The organism is Ensifer sp. R1-3 (assembly GCF_056739175.1).
This window is the reverse complement of record NZ_CP096516.1, coordinates 1,277,424-1,294,692: the sequence shown is the minus strand read 5'-3', so window position 1 is coordinate 1,294,692 and position 17,269 is coordinate 1,277,424. Positions and strand designations below refer to the sequence as shown.

Genomic DNA, 17,269 nt, shown 5'->3' with positions numbered 1-17,269 from the left:
TATATGTTGACCGGTAAAGTCATGAAATATTAGAAGGCATCGAATTTCCATGGAGCAGGGAACGATGAAGTTTTTCAACAAGGTGGCCGCTGCCGCTGCGGGTTTCTGCCTATTCATTTCAAGCATTGCGCTTGCCGACACCGTCAAGGTGACGGACGTAACCGGTCGCGAGGTCGAGGTCAACGTGCCGGTCGAGCATGTGATCCTTGGAGAGGGGCGCCAGATTTACTTCGTCGGCGCTCTCGACAAGGACGAGCCGTTCAAGCGCGTCGTCGGCTGGCGCGACGACCTCGCCAAGGCCGACCCGGAAACCTACGCCGCCTATCTCGCGAAGTACCCTGACATTGCCAAGCTGCCGACCTTCGGCGGCATGAAGGACGGAACCTTCGACATCGAACAGGCGGTCGCGCTGAAGCCCGACGTCATGCTGATGAATATCGACGCCAAAACGGCGACGGAGGAGGCTGGTTATATCGAGAAGCTCGAGAAGGTCGGTATCCCGCTCGTCTATGTCGATTTCCGCGAAAAGCCGATGGAGAACACCGAGCCGAGCATGCGCCTCATCGGCAAGCTCTTCGGCAAGGAGGAAAAGGCCGAGGAATTCATCAAGTTCCGTGCCGACAGCATCGCCAAGGTGACCGATACCCTCGCCAAGGCCAACCCGAAGAAGCCGCTCGTTTTCATGGAGCGCGCCGGCGGTTATTCGGATGACTGCTGCATGTCCTTCGGTAACGAGAATTTCGGCAGGATGGTCGAGTTCGCGGGCGGCGTGAACATGGCGAAGGACATCATTCCCGGCACCTTCGGCACCGTCAATCCGGAGCAGGTCATCGCATCCAATCCCGATCAGATCATTATCACGGGCGGCAACTGGGAAGGTTATGTGCCTGGCGGGGCCTGGGTCGGCGTCGGCTATGGCGCGGACGAGAAGGAGGCGCAGCGTAAGCTCGAAGGTCTCACCGAGCGTCCGGCTTTCACGGGTGTGAAGGCAGTCAAGGACGGCAACGTCCATGCCGTCTGGCATCAGTTCTACAACAACCCCTATCAGTTCGTGGCCATTCAGCAGATGGCAAAGTGGCTCCACCCGGACCTCTTCGGCGATCTCGATCCCGAGGCGACGTTCAAGGAACTGCACGAGCGTTTCCTGCCGCTGCCTTACAAGAGCGGCTACTTCGTCTCCCTGAATGCAAGCCGGTAAGGCTCCGGATCGGAGGGCGAAAGCCCTCCGATCCCTGTTCGCGAGGTTCTAATGCGAATACCGAGGAAAGTCCTTCCGGTCGCCTGTCGGCCAGATCATTTCGTCTCGCTCATCGGCGGAGGCGAATGATGGCTGCTGTCGCCGAGGAAATCGCAGGCATCGAAGGGCGCGGACGATACCGCGCCCTCGTCTTTCGCCGGCTCGTCATGCTCTCGGGCCTCGTTGCCGCGCTGTTCGTCTCCGTTGCCGTCGACATGGCGCTCGGCCCTGCGAACTATCCGCTTTCCGACGTCCTGACGGCGCTGTTTCATGCCGAGACCGTGAGCGATCAACTCCGCGTCGTGATCTGGGATATACGCATGCCGATCGCCCTGATGGCGGTCACGGTCGGCGCCTCGCTGTCTCTGGCGGGTGCGCAAATGCAGACGATCCTGGCCAATCCGCTGGCGAGCCCGTTCACGCTCGGCATTTCGGCCGCCGCCGGCTTCGGCGCAGCGCTCGGGCTCGTCGCCGGCGTCGCCGTGTTCCCGGTCGCCGTTCAATATATGGTGCCGGTCAACGCCTTCCTGATGGCGATGGTGGCGGCGCTCTTCATCCATTTCGCCTCCACCATGCGCGGCGTCACCGTCGAGACGATCGTCCTTCTCGGTATCGCGCTCGTCTTCACCTTCAATGCAGCGCTGTCGCTGCTCGAATATCTCGCCTCCGAACAGGCGCTGGCGGCGGTCGTGTTCTGGACCATGGGGAGCCTCACCAAGGCAACCTGGCCGAAGGTCTGGGTCACCGGCGCGGTGCTGCTCGTTGCGGTGCCGGTCTTCGCAAGGCGCGCCTGGGCGCTGACCGCGCTGCGGCTCGGCGAGGATAAGGCGGCGAGCTTCGGCATCAATGTCCGCCGGCTCAGGCTCGAAACGATGCTGACGGTCAGTCTGCTCGCGGCGATCCCGGTTTCCTTCGTCGGCACGATCGGTTTCGTCGGACTGGTCGGGCCGCATATCGCCCGTATGCTCGTCGGCGAAGACCAGCGCTTCTTCCTGCCGGCCTCGGTGCTTTGCGGCGCACTGCTGCTCTCCGTCACCTCGGTCGTCAGCAAGATGCTCATCCCCGGTGCGGTGCTGCCGATCGGCATCATCACCGCGCTCGTCGGCGTCCCCTTCTTCTTCGTGCTGATCTTCACCAACAGGAAGCGCGCATGGTAAGCCTCGCTCTCAAGGATGTCGGTGCAACCTATGGCCGGCGCGTCGTTCTTTCCGACATCAATACCGGGACATTGAAAGGCGGGCATCTTACCGCCGTCATCGGCCCCAACGCGGCCGGGAAGTCGACGCTGTTCAAGCGGATCGCCGGCCTCGCCGCCGGCCCCGGCCTCGTACACCTATCCGACACGGCCAACGGTGCTGAGGCGATCTGCTACATGCCGCAGGACACCGGCGCCAATGCCGTCCTGACCGTCTACGAGTCGGTTCTGCTTTCTGCCAAGCAGGGATCGGGATGGAAGGTGAAGGACGGCGAACTGGCGGAGATCGATCGCGTGCTCGCGGCGCTCAAGATCAACGATCTCGCCTTCCGCGGGCTTGGCGAGCTATCCGGGGGACAGCGCCAGCTCGTCTCGATCGCACAGGCGCTCGTGCGCAAGCCGGAGGTTCTCCTGATGGACGAGCCGACCTCGGCGCTCGATCTCTTCCGCCAGATCGAGGTGCTCGGCTTCATGAAGCGCCTCGCCGCTCAATCCGGCATGGCGGTACTGATCGCCCTGCACGATCTCAATCATGCGCTGCGCTATTGCGAAGACACGATCGTGATCAGCGGCGGCTCCGTCGTCGCAAGCGGCCCGACGCACACGGTCGTCACTGCCGACATGCTGAAATCCGTCTACCGCGTCGAGGCGCGGGTCGAAGCCTGCTCCCGCGGCCGGCCGGTCATCATCGTCGACGATTCCATCACCTTCGGGTGAAGGGCCGCCGCTTCGGCTGCGGCCTCAAGCGGAGATGAAAGCGAAGGCGCGATCGCGCTCGGACATCTGTGCCACTTCGAGCGGCCAGGAAATGGCAAGCCGCGGGTCGAGCGGATTGAGCCCGCCTTCCGCGTCGGGCGCGTAGGGCTTGTCGTGCAGGTAGACGAGTTCGCAATTCTCGCTCAGCGTCTGGAATCCATGGGCAAACCCGCCGGGGATCATCATCGAGCGGGCATTCTCGCCGCTCAGGATTTCACCGTGCCATTGCAGATAGGTGGGTGAATCCGGCCTGATGTCGACGGCGACGTCGAAAACGGCGCCGGCCAGGCACGAGACGAACTTCGCCTCGTCATGGGGCGGCCGCTGGAAGTGCATGCCACGGATCGTGCCCTTCGCTCGCGTCAGGGTGTGGTTGATCTGCGAGATCGTTCCGTCAGCTCCGAAATCGCGCAATTCGTCCCGGCAGAAGAAGCGTGAGAAAAAGCCGCGTTCGTCACCCATCTGCTTGCGCTCGATGACAGTCAGGCCCGCGAGTGGCGTGGAGAGACGGCTGAACCGCGACATGAGGCCCCCGAGAGAACATTTCAACCGGTGCTTCTTGCACGATCCGGCGTTGACGCGGCAAGCGCTAACTGGAAAAGAGGAACTGAGACAGCCCTCTACAGCGACCTTTGCGCGTCTCATCAGACGCGCAAAGGTCGCTAGTGCCGGCGAAATCCGGGAGTTCGAATGTCGGAGTCATCATGATCGAGGTGCATCCCTCGGCTAAGATCAGCCCGCTCTGCGATATCGAGGATTCCGTGCGCGGCACACGGATCGTCGTCGGAGAAGCATCGGTCATCGACAGCTTCGTCAAGGTCAAACCGGTGGGCGGCACCGGCGATCTCACGATCGGCCGCTTCTGTTATGTCAACAGCGGCTGCGTCTTCTACACCGGCAACGGGATAAGCATAGCCCACAATGTCTTGATCGCGGCCAATTGTACCTTCGCTCCGGTCAATCACGCCTATGGCGACCGGGATCGCCTGATCCGGGAACAGGGCTTCCTGCCGAGCCGCGGCGGCATCCTCGTCGAGGAGGATGTCTGGATCGGGGCGAATTCGGTGATCCTGGACGGCGCCCTGTTGCGCAAGGGCTGTGTCATCGCCGCCGGGTCCATCGTGCGCGGCGAGGTCGAAGCCTACACCGTCTGCGGCGGCAATCCGCTGAGGCGCCTGGGGGTGCGATCGTGATGTTCACGGTATTCGGCGGCTCCGGTTTCATCGGGCGCAATCTCGTCCGCCGATTGCGCAACCGGGGTGCCGAGGTGCGTGTTCCTTCCCGCGCCGCTATGCCTGCGGCCGGCGAGGACCTCGGCCATGTCATCTATGCCATCGGCCTTACGGCCGATTTCCGCACCCGGCCGTTTGACACCATCGAAGCGCATGTCTCGCTCGCAGCGAAGCTCCTGCGGGAGAATGGGTTTTCGTCCTTTCTCTATCTCTCGTCCACTCGAGTCTATGCCGGCAGCGAAGATACGCGCGAGGAAGCCCGGCTGTCGGCCTCGCCGCTCGATCCTTCGGATCTCTACAATCTCTCCAAGTTGACGGGCGAAGCGATCTGCCTCGCCTCCGGCCGCGAGAAGGTGCGGGTCGCCCGCTTGTCGAACGTCGTCGGGCCCGGCGAGGCGAAGTCGGACACGTTCCTGGGCGCGCTGTGCCGTGAGGCAGGCAGCGGCCTTATCCAGCTCCAAACCGCGCTCGATTCGAGCAAGGATTATATCTGGATCGACGATGCCGTGGACCTCCTCTTGCGGATCGCGCAGGAGGGCCGCCATTCCGTCTACAACGTCGCAAGCGGGCGTCAGACGAGCCACGCCGAGTGGTGCGCAGCCATCCAATCCCGGACGAAATGCTCCCTAGCTGTGGACGAAGGTGCGCCGACGATTTCATTCGCACCGATCTCTGTCGACAGGTCGAAGGACGAGTTCGCTTTTGCTGCAGCACCTGTGCTAGAGCGCATCGCAGAAATCCTGGGCGAGGGAGAGCCGGATACCGGTTCCCACCCGCGGCCCTCCACAAGAAGCAGGATCTGACATGGACCCCATCGAACAATTCCGCACCGAGCGGGCGGCCGCGATCGACGGCTATGGCCGTGACGGCGATTTCCAGGCGCTTTCGAACCGGTGGCGCGAGGCTTCTATGGCGAAGCGCTACGTCTATAATTTCGATTGGATGGGGCGCCCGATCATCCAATATCCGCAGGATATCGTAGCGATGCAGGAGTTGATCTGGGCGACACGGCCCGATCTGGTGATCGAGACGGGGATCGCGCATGGCGGCTCGCTGATCATGAGCGCCTCGCTGCTCGCGATGCTCGACATGTGCGACGCGATCGAGGCGGGCGTTTCATTCGACCCCAGCCGGTCCAAGCGCAAGGTCATCGGCATCGACATCGACATCCGCCCCCACAACCGCGCGGCGATCGAGAGCCATCCGTTGGCGAGCCGCATCCAGATGTTTGAGGGATCTTCCATCGATCCGGACATCGTCGCGCAGGTGCGCGAGGCGTCGGCCGGCTACAGCCGCGTCATGGTATGCCTCGATTCCATGCATACCCATGCGCATGTGCTCGCCGAACTTGAAGCCTATGCGCCGTTGGTGACGGCCGGCTGCTATTGCGTGGTCTTCGACACTCTGGTCGAAGACATGCCCGCGGGTTTCTTCGACGACCGCCCCTGGGACGTGGGCGACAATCCGAAGACCGCCGTGCATGAGTATCTGAAGTCGCATCCTGAGTTCGAGATCGACCGGTCGGTTCAGAACAAGTTGATGGTGACCGTTGCGCCGGATGGCTTCCTGAAGAGGCTTTGATCGGTCCGCTTCCCGTTTGAGGGAGATCGCCGCGACTGCAAGTATCTTACCTTCCCATTGCCGACAGCGTTTCCGCCTGCGCAAAGCTCGTGGTCACCACTGGCAGGATGAGTCGGCTTGGGAAAGCCTCTCCCGAGAAGATGCGCTGTTCTGCTCTGATGAAATCGGAGGCTCTCGCCAAGGTCGGCGGGATGCCGGACTGCGGATTGCGGTCGAAGCGTGGAAAGTTCGACGAGGCGATCTGCAGCCGGAGCCTGCATCCCTTGCGGAACAGGCGGCTGATGTGACCGAGGCGCACGGCGACTTCTTGTGGTTCGCCTCCTGCTTGTCTCGAACGGGACCAGCGCAGGATGCCGTCCACAATGCCGGAGCTTCCGCCATCCGCGCCGACTTCGCAGAGCCGTGCCGTCCAGTCACAGCTTGCGGCTGAGGACGATACCCAGAGCCGTGCTCTGACTAGTCCCGTAACCTCCAGATCTTCACCCAGCGGCTGGCCGGTGAAAATCACGACATCGTCGCGCGCTTCGATCGCGGCCTGGTCCACCGGGCCGGAGTTGCGGCCGAGCAAAAGGCCGGGCAGAAAAGTGGCGCCACCGGCAGTGGGAACCGGCTTCAACGGGTCGGAGATGAAGGAAGCGCTCGCCTGTTCGGCAGGCGTGGAGCCGAGCGAAAACCGGCTGCAATCGAGAATGAGCGACACCTCAATGCTGTCCGGAAGGGGCCAGTCGGGCGCGGCGTGCCAGGTGTTGGATCCGGAGCGGAAGTAGCGGACCACGGGGGATGCCGGTTCCCGGTCCTCGAGAGCGCTGTCGAAGAACCTTAGGGTTTCCTCCGGCAGATCGATGGTGGACGCAGCGTAACCCAGCCACTCCCGGCCCTGCCAGTCGGTCGGGTTGCCGTGCGACCAGGGACCGATGATAAGGCGGTCTGGCATGTACTCGCCTCGGGACCAGCGCGATCTCGCCTTCTCGAAGAGCTCGATCGACCCTTCCACGAAGATGTCGTTCCAGCCGCCGACCACGAGCAGCGCCGCCCGACTTTTCTCAACCCATTCGAGACGGTCGCGGTTGCGCTCGCCGGCGATCGCTTTCGAATCGAGCCAGTCCGCGAGGTATGGTGCAAGCTCGATGATCGCGTCATCGAGGACCGGAAGACGCTCGAAGGCGGCGTGAGGGCTCTCCCGCAACGTCTGCAACAAAGCCCGGGCACGCTCGCGCATGTCTGCCGGCAAGAAAGCGATACGATGCTGCAGATGATCGGGACCAAGGGATTCGATCACCCAAAGTAGTATGAAGGCGAGTTCCACCGCTCCGCCGCGATACATCCAGGTTTCGCCGTGGCGGGCTGTAGTCAGCTGCGGCGCTATCGCCTTCAGACCTTCCGGGTTTTCCGCAAGAGCGAGGATCTGCGTCGCACCGACATAGGAGGCGCCGAACATCGCAACCGAGCCGTTGCAGAACGGCTGCATACGAAGCCAGCCGATGGTATCCGCCCCATCGCTCGCCTCGGTCTGGAAGGGGGTGAAATCGCCTTCCGAGCCGTAACGCCCTCGCGTATCCTGCACGACGACGGCATAGCCCCGTCCTAGAGCCGTCTGGAACTCCAATGCTGAAATGTACTGGGAGCCGAACGGCGTCTCCCGACGATACGGCGTTCGCTGCAGCAGAACGGGGCACGGCTCTTCCGTCGCGGGTAGCCAGATATCCGTCTTCAGCCTCACGCCATCGCGCATCGGGACATCTATATTGTCGAGCAGGCGGATCGTCGATTGCGTGTGCATCATGTTCACCGTCGGCCGACGAGCCGCTGGCGGAGCTGATCGAAAGACACGGCCAGGATCAAAAGTAAGCCCGTGGCGGCCTGCTGCCAGGACGAGTTGACGTTCATCAGCGTCAAGCCGTTGTTGAGAACGCCGACAATCAACAATCCGATCACGGTACCGAGCATGGTGCCGGTCCCGCCCTTCAGCGAGGTACCTCCGAGAATGACTGCTGTGACGACGGCAAGCTCCAATCCGAGACCCGTGGTTCCGGATGTCGAGCCGAGCTGCGAGGCGCTGATGAGACCGCCGAGCCCGATGAAGGCGCCGGAGAGGAGAAAGCCCGCGAATACCACACCCTTGGTCCTGATGCCGACGAGGCGGGCAGCGTTTTCATTCGCGCCGATCGCATAGATCGAGCGGCCGAAGACGGAGCGTTTGAGCACGATGCCGACCATGATAGCAACGAGCAGGAAGACGAGCGCCGAGAGCGGAATGTTCAGGAAGGGACGCCAGATAGCCCAGTCGAAATTGGCGATCGGGATATTCCTGCCGCCGCCGATGGACTGCGTGAGGCCGCGAAAGATGGCCAGCGTCCCGAGCGTTGTGATGAGCGCGTTGACACCGATCCTCGTCACCAGAAAGCCGTTGATCAGGCCGATTCCGACGCCGACGAGCATCGCAAGCACGCTGGCCGGCAGAACCCCCAGGCTATCGATGGTCAAGGCCAGCACGAGGGCGACGAAGGCGACGCCGCTACCGACCGACAGATCGAATTGGCCCGCAATCAGAAGCATTGTGCCTCCCGCGGCAAGAACGCCGGTGATCGAAAGCGCGGTGAAGACATTGACCCAGTTTCCCCAGGTCAGGAAGTAGGGTGAGCTCAGCGAGAAGAAGATGATCTCCGCAACAAGGAATGCGAGCAGGGCGGCCGATTCCGGCGCCCTGCGGATTGCCGCCCTGTTCCGGTTGCGCTCCAGATCGGCCATGGGGAGGGTCTCGGATTGAAGATTGTCAGGCATGGACACCGCCTCCTGCGGCTTCAGTCAGGGCTTCAGTCGAAATGCGCTCGTACGGGATCTCAGCGACCATCCGTCCGCGCACCATGACCAGCGCGCGGCTGGCAACGGCCGTGATGTCCTCGTAATCCGAGGTGGCGACGACGATGGCGTGGCCCTTGGCAGCCAGTCCGGCGAGCACGCGGTAAATTTCCTGGCGGGCGCCGACGTCGACGCCGCGTGTCGGTTCGCTCAGCACGAGGATTTTCGAACCGGCTTCAAGCCACCGGCCTAGCAGAACCTTCTGCTGGTTGCCGCCGGACAGTTCCGTGATCAGTTGTTCGCCGGAAGCGGCGGCCTTGATGTGCAACGTGCGATGCCAGCGGCAATAGGCCTGGCGCAGCTTGCGGCGGTTCACGAAGCCGCGCCTGGCCAGGCGGCCCCAGCTGGGAGCTGAAAGATTTTCCGCAAGCGTCATCGTGCGAAGCAGGCCGTCGGCCGCGCGATCCGCCGATAGATGGCCTATGCCAGCCGCAATCGCGTCCGCCGGGTGCCGGAAGTGCCTCGGCGAGCCTTCCACATACAGTGTTCCTTCGTCGAATGCGCGCGCGCCGACCAGCGAACTCGACAATTCCTGAACGCCCGAGCCGACCTTACCGTAGACGCCCAGGATCTCGCCCGGGCGTAACGCAAAGGAAACGTCTGAGAAGGAAGCAGACCCCAGGCCGGTTGCTTTCAGCACCGGAGGAGCGTCGGTCGATGGCGGTACGGCATGTCGCGCATAAGCGACCGCGCGGCCCACCATCGCCTCTATGACCTGGTCCTGAGTGACGTCGCCCGCCGCGCTATCAAGGGAAACGCCGCCGTCGCGCAGGACACACACCCGGTCGGCAAGCGCGAACACTTCGTCGAGCCGGTGGGTGATGTAGAGAATGGCGACGCGGCGTCCCGCAAGACGCCGAATCAACTGGAAGAGTTTGCGTGCCTCCGCGTCCGAGAGGGCCGCGGTCGCCTCGTCGAAAATGATGCATTTCGAGGCGCCTATCGTGGAGCGGGCGATCTCGATGATCTGCCGTTCGCCCAACCGCAGAGAGGCGACCTTCGCCTCCAGTGGAAGTTCGGTGCCAAGCATTTCCAGCGCCTGTCGTGCCAGTTCGCGCATGGACCGGTAATCGACGAGCCCGGCCCGCGTCGGCCATGCACCGAGCAGAATGTTCTCCGCCACCGAGAGCGTCGGCGCATCGGCGATCTCCTGGGCGATCAAACGGATTCCCGCCGCGCGCGCATCTCCCACACCGCGAAAGGAGGCAACGGCGCCGTCCACAGAGATCGTGCCGCCGTCGGGCATGTGGTCTCCGGCCAGGATCCGCACGAATGTGGACTTGCCGGCCCCGTTCTCCCCCAGAAGGGCGGTAATCGTTCCTGCCGGCAGATCGAGGTCCACGCCATGGAGAACCTCGATCTGGCCGAACGATTTCCTGATGCCGCGTACGGCGAGGAAATCCGCCGTCATTTGCAGGCAAACTCCGGATAGACCTTGGAGATGTTCTCCGGCGTGATCAGTTCATGCGGAACGAGAATCTGCTGGTTGATCGTCTCGCCCTTGATGGCCTTCACCAGATTGGGAACGATCAGCTCGGCATACCGCTCCGGGAAATAGGCGGCAGTCGCGATGAAATGCGACGCAGTCCAGATCTGGCAATTGTCGGGGTCAAAGTTCTGGACGCCGAGATACAGGTCCTGGTTGCGACCCTGGGTGCGCGCCGCCGCAAGGGCGGCTATGACGACGTCCTCGTTGATGCCGACCGTGATGACCTTGGTGGCGCCGGGAAGAGCCGTCAACGTGTCAGTGAACTGGCGCTGCGCTGCATCGGCCTGCCCGCCGGCACCGGTGTCGATGATGCGAAGGTTCTGTACCGGCCCGCACACCGCTTCGAATGCCTTGCGGATGCCGCCCATGCGCTGGTCGTTGACGACGCCGACGGCCGTCGATTCCAGCGAGACGAAGGCGTCGTGCTCGCAGTTGAAGTTTTTGGCGAAGTGCATACCCAGCTCGTGGCCCACGATCTCGCCGGCATAGGAATTGGCGGCACCGACGAAGGCCGTTTCGCAAGGTTTCTGTTCGATGTCGATGGCGATGACCGGCACCTGCGGGCCCTCGGCGCAGATGTTGGCAGCAGCGGCGGCGTCCGCCTGAAAGGTGACGAGGCCGTCGACATTCTGGGTCTTGAACTGGCGGGCGCAGTTGAGTGCCGTCGCTGCGTCGAGCTTGGAGTCGCAGGTGACCAGCTTGAAGCCGGCCGTTTCAGCAGCCTTCTCCATCCCGGCCTGAAGTGCATCGGGGAAGGGGACGCCGAGAATGAGCTGGGTGAATCCGATTGTCAGGCCTTCGGCGCTGCCGGGCTCGATCGCCTGAAACTTGGCGATCTCGGGAGGAAAGGTCGGGGCTGGTGCGTCCAGATTGATCTCCGCCGCGGTCGCCATCGGGCTTGCCAGCCCCATGGTGGCGGCAAAGAACAGGCCGATCAGCCGCCGCGCTCGGATGAAGTTCGTTGATTTTTCTGCAGGCATTTCAGGTCCTCCTCACCTCTTGACTATAGGTTTCTCGCGGGTCTCGAGTTGCAGCTCTCCCGGATTTGTCCGTTCAGCACACCTGGACCACTTGCAGACCGAGAAGTTCGCCGAGTTTTGCGATCTTGCGGGCGATGTGACCGACGCCGACGGCGCAGTGATGCGCCGGTCCCTGCGCGTTCCAGTCCTCCACGAAACGGCGCGCCCCGACATCGAACTTGTAGCGGCTGTTGGTATTCCCGATCTCGAGAATCGGACCAGGCACGGATTGTCCCTCCGCACATAGGAGGACGATCCGGCCCTCACGCTCGATCACGGAAAGAAGCGTCACGGGACCATGCCTGACGGACATTTCGACGCTGATGCCGGAGCCGACCTTGCCGTGATAAACCTTGAGGGGACGTATCTTCGTTCTGCCTTCCGAAACCTTGATGTGCCCCGGTCCGTCATGCCCCATGAGGACGACGTCGTCGTTGAAGTCCATGGCGTAGTATTCGGTGAAGGATCCGCCCGCGCCGAAGGTGTCCATGATCTTCATCGCCTGGGCGTTCTTGATCTCGTACTCGCCCGCGACCGGAATGCCTGCCGCCGTCAGAAGCGAGCACCCGACGATCACCGATGCGATGAGATCCTCGTATTCATGCCCCGCCACCGATTCGTAATAGTAGGCGAGCGAGCCGAGCTTTTTCTGCTCGGCAAGCTTGCGCAGGGCCACGGCCGTATGCGCTGCCCGGTGCAGTTCGGCGGGATCGCAGTCCGGCTGGATGTCGAACTCGCTCCGGATATTTTCGAGGCAAAGCTCGACCTCCGCCTCGGTCGCCTCGCGCCGGAGCCGGGCGAGCTCGTCGATCTCGACGATCTCGATGTGGGTTCCGAAGGCGGCCGCTTGGGCGGTCAGGTCGGAATAGATGTCGAGCATGCCGTTATAGTACCGGCCCATCACGCCCAGGCGGTTATGTGCCATGACATGGGCGACCCGCGCCGCGTCCATCCAGTCGCCAATCTCCCGGTCGACATGCGGATCGCCGTTGAGCATGCCCGTGATCTGGTGGAACGCGATGCCCGACCGCCGGAACACATTGGCGATTTCCGGTACCGGGCAGGCTCCGCAATGGGCGAGCCAGTCACCGGTCATCTTGGTCCTGTCGCCGAGCGCATTGAAGCTGTGGTAGTCGATCGCGGCCGCAGGCTGAAGATTGAGGATCACCACCGGCACGCGGGCTCGCCGGACCACGGGCAGAACGGTGGACGACAGAGCATAGGTAGTGACGTGAAGGAATATGATATCGACATCGGCCTCGCGAAAGCGGTGACCAGCGTCGTATGCCGCCTCGGCAGAGTCGATGAGGCCCAGGTTCACCACCTCGATGTCGGGTCGGGCCAATTTCTCGGCCATTTGTCCGACATAGCCTGTGAGCCGATCCTCCAGGCCCTCAAACTGGGGCCAGTAAGTGGACAGACCGATGCCGAAGAGGCCCACCTTCAAGATGCGGTCCGTCATGAGCGCCCCGCAACCGCAAGGCAAAGATCATGCTCCGGCAGCAGGCTCGTGCCTGCTGCCCCGTGCGGCGATCGGTTCATCATATCTCCTCCGAGGACCGCGCTCTCCCTGCGGCCATGGCGGCTTCCGTTGCCGACAGCCGAAACTTGCATCCCCGGGTAAACCCTAGCATCGGCCATGCGGATTGACATCATGGTCTTTTCCGCAAAAATGATCAGAAGCATATAAAAAGTGATCCTGAGGGGATGCCTTTGGCGGAGAACTATTTCCTCTATCTGCCCGATAACAGGCTGTGTTCGGCCTGGGGGTGCACGGCAGTATCGACCGGCCATACGAAAATACCTCCGCATTCGATCTACCCGCCGATACGTCATCCCGATGACCACCACTTCGACTGGAAAAGAGGGAGGATCCTCCAGGCCTATCAGGTGATCCTGATCGCGGACGGGCGGGGCATGTTCGAATTCGGACGGCGCGGGAAAACGCAACTGGTGGAAGGCGGATCGATCGTTCTCCTGTTCCCCGGCGTCTGGCATCGGTTTGCTCCGGATCCGGAACTGGGCTGGACGGAGAACTGGATAGAATGCCGAAGCGCCGCATTCGACTTTGCGCGTGCGATCGGCCTAATCGACCCCGCGCGCCCCGTCTTGCCCTCGGGGCCGGAATTCGCCGCCATTTTCGATGAGATTCACGACCGTGCTGTCGAAGACGGTTTGAAAAACCAGCCGGTTCTATCAACGCTCGGCCTGCAATTGCTGGCGCTACTCTCACAGCAGCAGGAAGGCGCCTCCGCTGCTCCTGCGGACCGGCTGGTCGAAAGGGCGCGCGTGCTCTTGATGGAGCGCTGTGCGGACCAGATGCCGCTCGAGGAAATTGCCCGCGAACTCGGTGTCAGCTATTCCTATTTCCGGAGGGTATTCAAGGAGAAGACGGGAGCCTCACCCAAGCAGCACCAGATGGCGCTCAGGATCCGGCGGACACAGGACATCCTGACCAATACGGATAAGCCTATCAAGGAAATTGCCGCCTTGCTCGGATTTAGCTCGGCCTTTCACCTGTCGACCCAGTTCCAGGATCTGATGGGATGCAGCCCGTCGGAATACCGGAGGCGATCGGGCAGCCTGGGCGAATGAGGTGCAGCGCGGCAGCCCGGCTCAGATCACCCGCACTTGCGGAATGGCGACGACGAAGCGGCCGCCCCAGGAGCGGATATAGGCGTGGGCGGCGACGATCTCGTCGGTCAGGTTCCAGGGCAGGATGACGACATAGTCGGGTTTTACGGCCTCGATCCTGGCGGGATCGTAGATCGGAATGTGGCTGCCGGGCGAGAGCTTGCCCTGCTTCAGATCGTTGCGGTCGACGATGAAGTCGATGTCCGACGCGGTGAGCCCGCAGACGTTCAGGAAGGTGTTGCCCTTTGCCGCCGCGCCATAAGCCGCCACGCGCTTGTTTTCGCTTCTGGCGTCCGCGAGAAACGCGCGGAATCCATCGCAGACCGAAGCGATGCGCTTGCCGAAGGCGGCGTAGGTGGGCATCTGCGTGAGCCCGGCGCTTTCCTCCTCGGCCCGCACTTCGGCGAGCGTCTCGGTCGCCGGTCTCGTTCCGGTCACCGGCTGGGCGTAGACGCGCAGCGAGCCGCCATGGGTAGGCAGTTCCTCGACATCGAAGACCTTCAGCCCGCAAGCGGCGAAGATACGTTCGACGGCCGCGAGCGACAGGTAGGAATAGTGCTCGTGATAGATCGTGTCGAATTGGATGCCTTCGATCAGCCGCAGGAGGTGCGGAAACTCGAAGGTAGCGACGCCGTCCGGCTTCAGGAGGATCGCAAAGCCGCTGACGAAATCGGCGATATCCGGCACATGCGCAAGCACATTGTTGGCGGCGGTGAGATCGGCGCGGATGCCGCGGGCGACGAGCGCGTTGGCTGTGTCGCGGCCGAAGAAGGCGACATGAGTCGGCACGTTGCGGCCTTCGGCGATCCTCGCGGCATTGGCCGCCGGCTCGACGCCGAGCACCGGAATTCGCTCGGCGGCGAAATACTGCAGCAGATAGCCGTCATTCGACGCGACTTCCACCACCTGCGAGCGGCCGTCGAGAGCGAAGCGTTCGGCCATCGCCTCTGCATAACGGCGCGCATGGTCGAGCCAACTCGTCGAGAATGACGAGAGATAGTGGTAGTCGGCGTTGAAGATTTCGTCGGCCGGGACCGTCTCCGTCGTCTGGACGAGCAGGCATTCGGAACAGACCATCACCTTCAGCGGAAAAGCCTTCTCCCGGGCGATCGCCTCCTCGGTCGGTTCGAGAAACGAGTTGGACCAGGGCGTCGCCCCGAGGTCGGCCACAACGGTTTCAAGCGGGGTCGAGCAGAAGCGGCAGGAGTGGGACATCTTGGGTTAAAGGCCTTTCGTGAATGCTTCTATCTGATCGAGCGTGAGCTGACGCGCAGCTTCGCCGCGACGCCAGCCGTCGTACCAGCGCGCGGTCCACTCGATCGCCTGGCTCTGGGCGAGGCGGGGGCGCCAGGCGAGGGTCTCGCCGGCGAGAGCCGGATCAAGGCCGAGCGTTCGCATCTCGCGCGGTTGCTCGAGCGCCGAGACGTCGTCCCATTCGGGGTCGAGCCCCATCGCGGCCTGCACCGCGTTCGCCACGTCGTGCACGGGGATCGCCTGCTCGGAGGGCGAGGGGCCGAAATTCAGCGCGTCGACATCGCTTTCGCCCTTGAAGAGCGCCTCGGCGAAGAGAAAATAGCCGTTGAGACAATCGAGCACGTGCTGCCAGGGGCGCGTCGCGAGCGGGCTTCGGATGTTGAGCCGGGTGCCGGAAAGGGCGGCGCGCACGACGTCGGGCACCAGCCGGTCGTCGGAAAAGTCGCCGCCACCGATCACATTGCCGCCGCGCGCCGTGGCGACACGAATGCCGCGCTCCTTAAGATAGGCGCTGCGCCAGGTTGCGACGGCAAGCTCGCAGGCTGCCTTGGAGCCCGAATAGGGGTCGTGCCCGCCGAGCGTGTCGCTCTCCCGGAAATGCCGTCCGCTCTCGTCGTTGCGATAGACCTTGTCGGTCGTCACAACGAGAACGGCTTTCACGGAAGGCGTCGCACGGGCCGCTTCGAGCAGCCGGACCGTGCCCATGACATTGACGTCGAAAGTTTCGGCAGGCTCCGCATAGCTTTCGCGGACCAGCGGCTGCGCCGCCATATGCAGGACAATCTCCGGCTCGCTCTTCCGTGCAATCGTCGCCAGCGCTTCACCGTCGCGTATATCGCCGAATTGCCCGCCCGGGGCTCCGCTCGGATGCAGCAAGTCATGGAGCGACGGCCGGGAGGCGGGCGGAAGGGCATAGCCGGTCACATGCGCGCCCATCTCTTTGAGCCATACAGCCGCCCAGCTCCCCTTGAAGCCCGTATGGCCGGTTAGCAGGACGCGCTTTCCCGCCCAGAATTCCGGATCAGGGAGACGGCTCATGCCCAGATCTTCCAGGGCGCGCGGTTTTGCTGCCAGAGTTCCTCGAGCTGGGTCTTGTCGCGCAGCGTGTCCATCGGGCGCCAGAAACCGTCATGCGGGAATGCCATCAGCTGCCGGTCGCGCGCCAGGCCCTCGAGCGGCGCGCTTTCGAAGGCGACGTCATCCCCCGCGATGCGGTCGAGCACGGAGCGATTGAGAACGAAGAAGCCGCCATTGATACGGCCGTTGTCGCCGGCCGGCTTTTCGGTAAAGCTCATGACCTGCCCGGCTTCGGTGGCGAGCGCACCATAGCGCCCCGGCGGCACGACGCTCGTCACCGTCGCCTCGCGGCCGTGACGCAAATGGAATTCGGTGAGCGCGCGAACGTCGACATCGGCGACGCCGTCGCCATAGGTCAGGCAGAAGGTATCGCCGAGATAGCCGGCGACACGCTTCAGGCGGCCGCCGGTCATGGATTCCGGTCCCGTATCGACCAGCGTCACCCGCCAGGGTTCGGCACTCTTCGTGTGATAGGCTGTTTCGCCCGTCACCATGTCGAAGGTGACGTCGGAGGAATGCAGAACGTAGTTGGAGAAGTACTCCTTGATCATGTAGCCGCGATAGCCGAGGCAGATAACGAAATCCGAAAAGCCGTAATGGCTGTAGATCTTCATGATGTGCCAGAGGATCGGGCGCCCGCCGATCTCGATCATAGGCTTCGGCCTGAGGTGGCTCTCCTCCGAAATGCGGGTGCCGTATCCGCCGGCGAGAATGACCACCTTCATGCCCACGACTTTCCCTCTCCATACTGCCTTCGACCGCCATTTCGCGGATTGCCGCGCCGGCGGTTCATTGGAGCATTTTAGCCGCGATTGCAACAATGGCGGTGGCGGGAACCCGTGTCGGCGCCCTGCAACCTAACTCCAAAGGACTAGGGACGGCGACCGCGGGTCTGCTTGCCGGGTGCAGGGCAAAGGCGCAGAATGCCCGCCGCTG

16 protein-coding genes are annotated in these 17,269 nt (G+C 62.9%); 7 read left to right on the top strand and 9 right to left on the bottom strand.

Translation table 11 applies throughout. From position 1 onward, the window contains the following. Positions 1-64 precede the first annotated feature (64 nt). The 3 genes from M1D43_RS23220 (at position 65) to M1D43_RS23210 (ending at position 3,149) form a co-directional block, all read left to right on the top strand. A complete protein-coding gene (locus M1D43_RS23220) occupies positions 65-1,198 on the top strand; it encodes an ABC transporter substrate-binding protein (protein ID WP_014527856.1) in 1,134 nt (377 codons plus the stop codon). Between the two features lie 128 nt (positions 1,199-1,326). Next, positions 1,327-2,394, top strand: a complete 1,068-nt coding sequence (locus tag M1D43_RS23215) for a FecCD family ABC transporter permease (protein WP_014527857.1) — start codon at positions 1,327-1,329, stop codon at positions 2,392-2,394. Then, positions 2,388-3,149 carry an ABC transporter ATP-binding protein gene (locus tag M1D43_RS23210; RefSeq protein WP_010976078.1) on the top strand — a complete coding sequence of 254 codons (762 nt, stop codon included), beginning with the start codon at positions 2,388-2,390 and terminating at the stop codon, positions 3,147-3,149. Before M1D43_RS23215 ends, M1D43_RS23210 begins: the two co-directional genes overlap by 7 nt. Positions 3,150-3,173: 24 nt before the next feature. Here M1D43_RS23210 and rfbC read toward each other — a convergent pair whose 3' ends face one another. Then, a complete protein-coding gene (gene rfbC / locus M1D43_RS23205; RefSeq protein ID WP_015242878.1) occupies positions 3,174-3,713 on the bottom strand; it encodes a dTDP-4-dehydrorhamnose 3,5-epimerase in 540 nt (179 codons plus the stop codon). A 179-nt stretch (positions 3,714-3,892) separates the two neighbouring features. Between rfbC and M1D43_RS23200 the strand changes: the two genes are divergently transcribed. Genes M1D43_RS23200 through M1D43_RS23190 form a run of 3 tightly spaced genes read left to right on the top strand, consistent with a single transcriptional unit; the run spans position 3,893 to position 6,001 of the window. Continuing rightward, positions 3,893-4,381, top strand: coding sequence for an acyltransferase (locus tag M1D43_RS23200; RefSeq protein WP_088195198.1), 489 nt, complete (start codon positions 3,893-3,895; stop codon positions 4,379-4,381). Continuing rightward, positions 4,381-5,223 (top strand): NAD-dependent epimerase/dehydratase family protein, encoded by an 843-nt coding sequence (locus tag M1D43_RS23195; RefSeq protein ID WP_014527859.1) that lies wholly within the window; start codon positions 4,381-4,383, stop codon positions 5,221-5,223. The genes M1D43_RS23200 and M1D43_RS23195 overlap by 1 nt, the downstream gene beginning before the upstream one ends. A gap of 1 nt (position 5,224) precedes the next feature. Then, the gene (locus M1D43_RS23190; RefSeq protein ID WP_003526207.1) at positions 5,225-6,001 is read left to right on the top strand and encodes a cephalosporin hydroxylase family protein; all 777 of its coding nucleotides are present in this window, start codon (positions 5,225-5,227) and stop codon (positions 5,999-6,001) included. A 46-nt stretch (positions 6,002-6,047) separates the two neighbouring features. Here M1D43_RS23190 and M1D43_RS23185 read toward each other — a convergent pair whose 3' ends face one another. From M1D43_RS23185 to M1D43_RS23165, 5 genes are all read right to left on the bottom strand, one after another. Continuing rightward, on the bottom strand, positions 6,048-7,784 hold the full coding sequence (locus tag M1D43_RS23185) for a CocE/NonD family hydrolase (RefSeq protein WP_014527861.1): 1,737 nt from the start codon (positions 7,782-7,784) through the stop codon (positions 6,048-6,050). A 2-nt stretch (positions 7,785-7,786) separates the two neighbouring features. Further along, positions 7,787-8,782, bottom strand: coding sequence for an ABC transporter permease (locus M1D43_RS23180; protein WP_010976073.1), 996 nt, complete (start codon positions 8,780-8,782; stop codon positions 7,787-7,789). Next, positions 8,775-10,271 carry a sugar ABC transporter ATP-binding protein gene (locus tag M1D43_RS23175; protein ID WP_498814273.1) on the bottom strand — a complete coding sequence of 499 codons (1,497 nt, stop codon included), beginning with the start codon at positions 10,269-10,271 and terminating at the stop codon, positions 8,775-8,777. Before M1D43_RS23175 ends, M1D43_RS23180 begins: the two co-directional genes overlap by 8 nt. Next, positions 10,268-11,329 carry a sugar ABC transporter substrate-binding protein gene (locus tag M1D43_RS23170; protein WP_017264944.1) on the bottom strand — a complete coding sequence of 354 codons (1,062 nt, stop codon included), beginning with the start codon at positions 11,327-11,329 and terminating at the stop codon, positions 10,268-10,270. The genes M1D43_RS23175 and M1D43_RS23170 overlap by 4 nt, the downstream gene beginning before the upstream one ends. A gap of 73 nt (positions 11,330-11,402) precedes the next feature. Next, a complete protein-coding gene (locus tag M1D43_RS23165; RefSeq protein WP_014527864.1) occupies positions 11,403-12,830 on the bottom strand; it encodes an arabinose isomerase in 1,428 nt (475 codons plus the stop codon). A gap of 245 nt (positions 12,831-13,075) precedes the next feature. Here M1D43_RS23165 and M1D43_RS23160 point away from each other — a divergent pair, with 245 nt between their 5' ends. Beyond that, positions 13,076-13,963: a helix-turn-helix domain-containing protein gene (locus M1D43_RS23160; RefSeq protein ID WP_017264943.1), complete on the top strand. Its 888-nt coding sequence runs from the start codon at positions 13,076-13,078 to the stop codon at positions 13,961-13,963. 21 nt (positions 13,964-13,984) lie between these two features. Here M1D43_RS23160 and M1D43_RS23155 read toward each other — a convergent pair whose 3' ends face one another. Genes M1D43_RS23155 through rfbF form a run of 3 tightly spaced genes read right to left on the bottom strand, consistent with a single transcriptional unit; the run spans position 13,985 to position 17,058 of the window. Beyond that, positions 13,985-15,217 carry a class I SAM-dependent methyltransferase gene (locus M1D43_RS23155; protein WP_014527866.1) on the bottom strand — a complete coding sequence of 411 codons (1,233 nt, stop codon included), beginning with the start codon at positions 15,215-15,217 and terminating at the stop codon, positions 13,985-13,987. Between the two features lie 6 nt (positions 15,218-15,223). Further along, positions 15,224-16,294 (bottom strand): CDP-glucose 4,6-dehydratase, encoded by a 1,071-nt coding sequence (gene rfbG / locus M1D43_RS23150; RefSeq protein ID WP_122103562.1) that lies wholly within the window; start codon positions 16,292-16,294, stop codon positions 15,224-15,226. Next, entirely contained in the window at positions 16,291-17,058 is a 768-nt protein-coding gene (gene rfbF, locus M1D43_RS23145) for a glucose-1-phosphate cytidylyltransferase (protein ID WP_122103561.1), read from the bottom strand. The genes rfbG and rfbF overlap by 4 nt, the downstream gene beginning before the upstream one ends. Between the last annotated feature and the right edge of the window lie 211 nt (positions 17,059-17,269).